Origin of the sequence: Streptococcus acidominimus (assembly GCF_001921825.1) — a bacterium.
GTDB classification, from domain to species: Bacteria; Bacillota; Bacilli; order Lactobacillales; family Streptococcaceae; genus Streptococcus; species Streptococcus acidominimus.
Genome location: NZ_MSJL01000070.1, coordinates 1 through 5,953 on the forward strand (window position 1 = coordinate 1; position 5,953 = coordinate 5,953).

The 5,953-nt window shown below is 44.7% G+C and carries 1 protein-coding gene; it reads right to left on the minus strand.

Annotated elements, in window-relative coordinates:
• Positions 1–5,557 (minus strand): Rib/alpha-like domain-containing protein (locus BU200_RS09820; protein WP_142237048.1); only part of this gene is annotated, 5,557 nt, incomplete at its 3' end.
• Positions 5,558–5,953: the final 396 nt, after the last annotated feature.

The following is a 5,953-nucleotide window of genomic DNA, read 5'->3' on the forward strand; positions in this document are numbered from 1 at the left end:
TTGCGCTGTCCTTTTGCTTAACTGGAACGTTAATTGTATCGGTGGTTCCGTCTGGATAAGTTACTGTTACTTCAACAACTGGATTTTCTGGTGTTCCGCTTACCTTATCGGCTGGAGTAACTATTGTACCCTCTGGTAAGTTGCTGGTGTCCACTTTGTCCGCAACAACTGCCTTATCTGCGTCACTCAATGGGCTTTCTGGAGTGTCAGAACCGTCAATGAGGACTTTACCTGCAGAGATTTCTGGGGTGCCATCCGCATCTGGTTTGACCGTTGGCTCATTGCTTGCGCTGTCTTTCTGCTTCACAGGGATATTCACTGTATCGGTTGTGCCATCTGGGTAGGTTACCGTTACTTCAACGACTGGGTTGTCTGGTGTTCCTGTTACCTTGTCGGCTGGAGTTACAGTAGTTCCATCTGGTAGCTTGCTAGTGTCTACCTTGTCCTTAACCGCTTCTTTATCCGCGTCAGTCAATGGGCTGTTTGGCTTATCTGAACCGTCAATCAAGGCTTTGCCTGTGGAAACAGTTGGAGTGTTTGGTTCGTCAGCTTTGACGCTTGGCTCATTAGTTGAACTGTCCTTTTGTTTAACAGGAACTTCGATTGTATCGGTGGTTCCGTCTGGATAGGTTACAGTCACTTCAACGACTGGAGCGTCCTCTGTTCCTGTAACTTTATCAGCTGGAGTAACAACTGTTCCTTGTGGTAAGTTGCTGGTGTCTACCTTGTCCTTAACAGCTTCTTGGTCGGCTGGACTTAGCGGACTTTCTGGTGTATCGGAACCATCAATCAAGGCTTTGCCTGCGGAAATAGCTGGAGTGTTTGGTTCATCTGGTTTAACCGCTGGCTCATTAGTTGAACTGTCTTTTTGCTTAACTGGAACTTCGATTGTATCAGTGGTTCCGTCTGGGTAGGTTACCGTTACTTCAACGACTGGGTTGTCTGGGGTACCTGTTACCTTATCTGCTGGAGTTACAGTTGTACCCGCTGGCAGGTTGCTAGTGTCTACCTTGTCCTTAACCGCTTCTTTATCTGCGTCAGTCAATGGGCTTTCTGGCTTGTCGGAACCATCAATTAAGGCTTTGCCTGCAGAGATTTCTGGTGTGCCGTCCGCATCTGGTTTGACCGTTGGCTCATTGCTTGCACTGTCTTTCTGCTTCACAGGGATATTCACTGTATCAGTTGTTCCATCTGGGTAGGTTACCGTTACTTCAACGACTGGATTTTCTGGTGTACCTGTTACCTTATCAGCTGGGGTTACAGTAGTACCTGCTGGCAAGTTGCTGGTGTCCACTTTGTCTGCAACAACTGCCTTATCTGCGTCACTCAATGGACTTTCTGGTGTGTCTGAACCGTCAATCAAGGCTTTGCCTGCAGAAATAGCTGGTGTGTTTGCCTCATCTGGTTTAACCGCTGGCTCATTGGTCGCACTGTCCTTTTGCTTAACTGGAACTTCGATTGTATCAGTTGTTCCGTCTGGGTAGGTTACCGTTACTTCAACGACTGGTGCGTCCTCTGTGCCTGTTACCTTATCAGCTGGAGTAACAACTGTTCCTTGTGGTAAGTTGCTAGTGTCCACTTTATCCGCAACAACTGCCTTATCTGCGTCACTCAATGGGCTTTCTGGAGTGTCAGAACCGTCAATCAAGGCTTTACCGGCGGAAACTTCTGGGGTGCCAGTTTCATCTGGCTTCACAGTTGGCTCATTGCTTGCGCTGTCTTTCTGCTTCACAGGGATATTCACTGTATCAGTGGTTCCGTCTGGGTAGGTTACCGTTACTTCAACGACTGGGTTGTCTGGGGTACCTGTTACCTTATCAGCTGGGGTTACAGTAGTACCCGCTGGCAAGTTGCTGGTGTCCACTTTATCCGCAACAACTGCCTTATCTGCGTCACTCAATGGGCTGTTTGGCTTATCTGAACCGTCAATCAAGGCTTTGCCTGCGGAAATAGCTGGGGTATTTGGCTCATCAGCTTTGACGCTTGGCTCATTAGTTGCGCTGTCCTTTTGCTTAACTGGAACGTTAATTGTATCGGTGGTTCCGTCTGGATAAGTTACTGTTACTTCAACAACTGGATTTTCTGGTGTTCCGCTTACCTTATCGGCTGGGGTGACAGTTGTACCCGCTGGCAAGTTGCTGGTGTCTACCTTGTCCTTAACCGCTTCTTGGTCAGCTGGACTTAACGGACTTTCTGGAGCGTCTGAACCGTCAATCAAGGCTTTGCCTGCGGAAACAGTTGGTGTGTTTGCCTCATCTGGTTTAACCGTTGGCTCATTAGTTGCACTATCCTTTTGCTTAACTGGAACGTTAATTGTATCGGTGGTTCCGTCTGGATAAGTTACTGTTACTTCAACAACTGGATTTTCTGGAGTACCTGATACCTTATCTGCTGGGGTGACAGTTGTACCCTCTGGTAAGTTGCTGGTATCAACTTTATCCGCAACAATTGCCTTATCCGCGTCACTCAATGGGCTTTCTGGAGTATCGGAACCATCAATCAAGGCTTTGCCTGCGGAAATAGCTGGTGTATTTGGTTCATCAGCTTTCACACTTGGCTCATTGCTTGCGCTGTCCTTTTGCTTAACTGGGACTTCGATTGTATCAGTGGTACCGTCTGGGTAAGTGACAGTCACCTCAACTACTGGGTTGTCGTCTGTTCCTGTTACCTTATCAGCTGGGGTTACAGTAGTTCCCTCTGGCAGATTACTGGTATCCACTTTGTCTGCAACAACTGCCTTATCTGCGTCACTCAATGGGCTGTTTGGCGTGTCGGAACCGTCAATCAAGGCTTTACCTGTGGAAATAGCTGGAGTGTTTGCCTCATCTGGTTTAACCGTTGGCTCATTAGTTGCACTGTCTTTTTGCTTAACTGGAACTGCAATTGTATCAGTGGTGCCATCTGGATAAGTGACAGTCACTTCAACGACTGGATTTTCTGGAGTTCCGCTTACCTTATCGGCTGGGGTGACAGTTGTACCCTCTGGTAAGTTGCTGGTATCAACTTTGTCTGCAACAACTGCCTTATCCGCGTCACTCAATGGGCTTTCTGGAGCGTCGGAACCGTCAATCAAGGCTTTACCTGCAGAAACAGTTGGTGTGTTTGCCTCATCTGGTTTAACCGTTGGCTCATTGCTTGCACTGTCCTTTTGCTTAACTGGGACTTCGATTGTGTCAGTAGTGCCGTCTGGATAAGTTACTGTTACTTCAACGACTGGGGCATCTTCTGTACCTGTAACTTTATCGGCTGGAGTTACGATAGTACCTGTTGGCAAGTTGCTGGTATCTACCTTATCTTTTACAACCTCTTGGTCAGCTGGACTTAGCGGACTTTCTGGAGTATCGGAACCATCAATCAAGGCTTTACCTGCGGAAACAGCTGGAGTATTCGGTGCATCTGGTTTCAATTGTGGTTCATTCGTTGCATTATCCGCACCCTTAGTGATTTCAACCGGAACATTTACAATTTCCTTAGTGCCATCTGGGTAGGTGACCTCAACAGGGACGTTATGGGTACCCACTGTTGTTGGAAGGTCGCCCTTGACCTGTTTATCCGTCAATTGCGTACCATTTGGCGCGGTGACTTGGTCAGTCACATCTTGCGGAGTGACAGGGTCAGTTTCCGGTTTCGTTACCTTACCAACGATTGGATCGAACTGGTCTTTATCCGCTACGTCTGTGATTTCAACCGGAACATTTACAATTTCCTTAGTGCCATCTGGATAGGTGACCTCAACAGGAACGTTATGCGTACCCACTGTTGTTGGAAGGTCGCCCTTGACCTGTTTATCGGTCAACTGAGTACCATTTGGCGCAGTAACTTGATTCATCACATCTTGAGCTGTCACAGGGTCAGTTTCTGGCTTAGTGACCTTACCAACGATTGGATTATATTTTTCATTATCCTTTTGTTTTACAGGTACATTCACCCTATCTACTGTACCATCTGGATAAATAACTGTGACTTCTACTACTGGATTGTCTGGAGTCCCACTAATGACATTTGATGGAGAAATCACGGTATCTACAGGTGCTTCTGGCTGAATCGTGACTTTAGCTTTGACAACTTCTTTATCTGCGTCACTCAAGGGGCTGTTTGGTGCATCTGAACCATCAATTAACGCTTTGCCTGCACTCACTGCTGGTTCATATTGCTCATTATCTCTGGGTACAGTTCTTTCTCTATAATAATCAATACGGTTAATTTTTAATTCGTTAAGAGTATCTGGTTCGCTATCGTGACCGAAGTTAGAAGATGAAAATAAGAACGATACTTTTGTTGATCCATATTTTTCTTTAATTCTATCCAAATAAGATATCAGATATATCCTAATAACTTTTCCACCAACTGTTGCAGTCATGAGTTGAGTGTTCTCATCATAGCTAATATTAAAATCTTGCCAAATGTTCTCTTTATAATTTATTGAAACTGACTTTGCTGACCCATTAAATGGTGTCATATATCCATTACCATCTGTTTGTACAAATGCGATATGCGGTATCTCTCTATCACCACCAGGTTCAACATAATCTGCGTCTCCAATTCCTGGCAAATGTTCACTTGGATTGGAATAGGTATCTATTTTAACTGCTAAAACATCAGATAACCCTGAAATTCCTAAGCCTGCTCCACCTATACCAACACGATTTTCATCAATAGGTGCTAAAATAAATGAAATCCCATCAAATCCAATACTGCGGTCTGGATTAGTTTGCAAGATATTAAACTTTGCATCAATATTAAAACTTTTTGATATATCAATTTTATCTTTTAATTTCACATACCCAACTTTTGATGAAATGGGTGGTGTCAATTCTAATACGCTTTTTTCTCGGTTAAAACTGGCATCGCCATACATATCTACTTTTGAATTAAAATTATCTGCACCGATAATAATTTCATCATGTTCTAGTACTGTTGCGCTTCTTAATCGACGATTAGAAACAACTGCTTTCTGTTTGACTGTTTTACTAGCGTCTAAAACGAGGGTTTTCTCGCCAAAGTAAACCGTCACTGTGCCATTATCTGAAACGACCACATCTGTTGCACTTTCATTAACAGCTAGGACATTGGCTCTTACTGCTGCTTTTTCATTTTCTGTTAGATAGGACAGATTACCTACTGACACTTTAGTAGGTTCCTTGACTGTAGGCTCTTTCTGAGCTTCTTCTTGTATTGCTGGTGCTTCAGCTACTTTTTCTTCTATTGCTTCTACATCACCTGCCTTTTCTTTGGCAAGATCTGGAGTTTCTATGCCTGCTTTTTCTGAAGTAGCTGTCTCTACCTTATCTGTAGAAGCTGCTGGAAGACTTGCTTCTGCTGGTGTCACACTTGCTTCGGTAGAAGCTGGAACAAGGACGGTCTCCTCTGCTTTCGCGACCTCCTCTACCACTGTCTCCAAGGGCTGACTATCTAGGGAAACATTTTCCTCTGCCTGAACAACGGGACTTCCCAGAAGAAGGCTACCCAAGAGGACACTCACGGCTCCGACATGATAGGTTCGAATAGAGAAACGCTGCCCTAGACGATACCAGTCCATTTTCTGTCTACTTTTCAATTTACTGTACTCCTTTGAATTGTAATCTACTATTCGTCATGCCTATCACCTTTCGATCAAGCCAAATGCGATCAGAATATCCCTTTCCTTTTCTTAGGAAAGGACGAGAAAATACCCGCAAGCCTTTCCTAGACGAGGGAGGATTCCAACAAGACCTTTGGCTTTCCTAAAAGATGAAGCAGACGCATAGTCTACACATATTCTACCCCCCCCCGTTCGATTTTGTCAAGTATTTTCTTTGAGTTTTTAAGGGCACCTCTAAAAACTTCAAGTAGTTGTTAAGTAAGCCCTATTTGTAAGCATTAATTCCAGTAAGCTTCGCTTTCGAAGCTTACTTTTTGCTTATTTTCCTATTTTTGGGCGCACTAAGCCCATGATGGCAATCCCAGTCGTTTG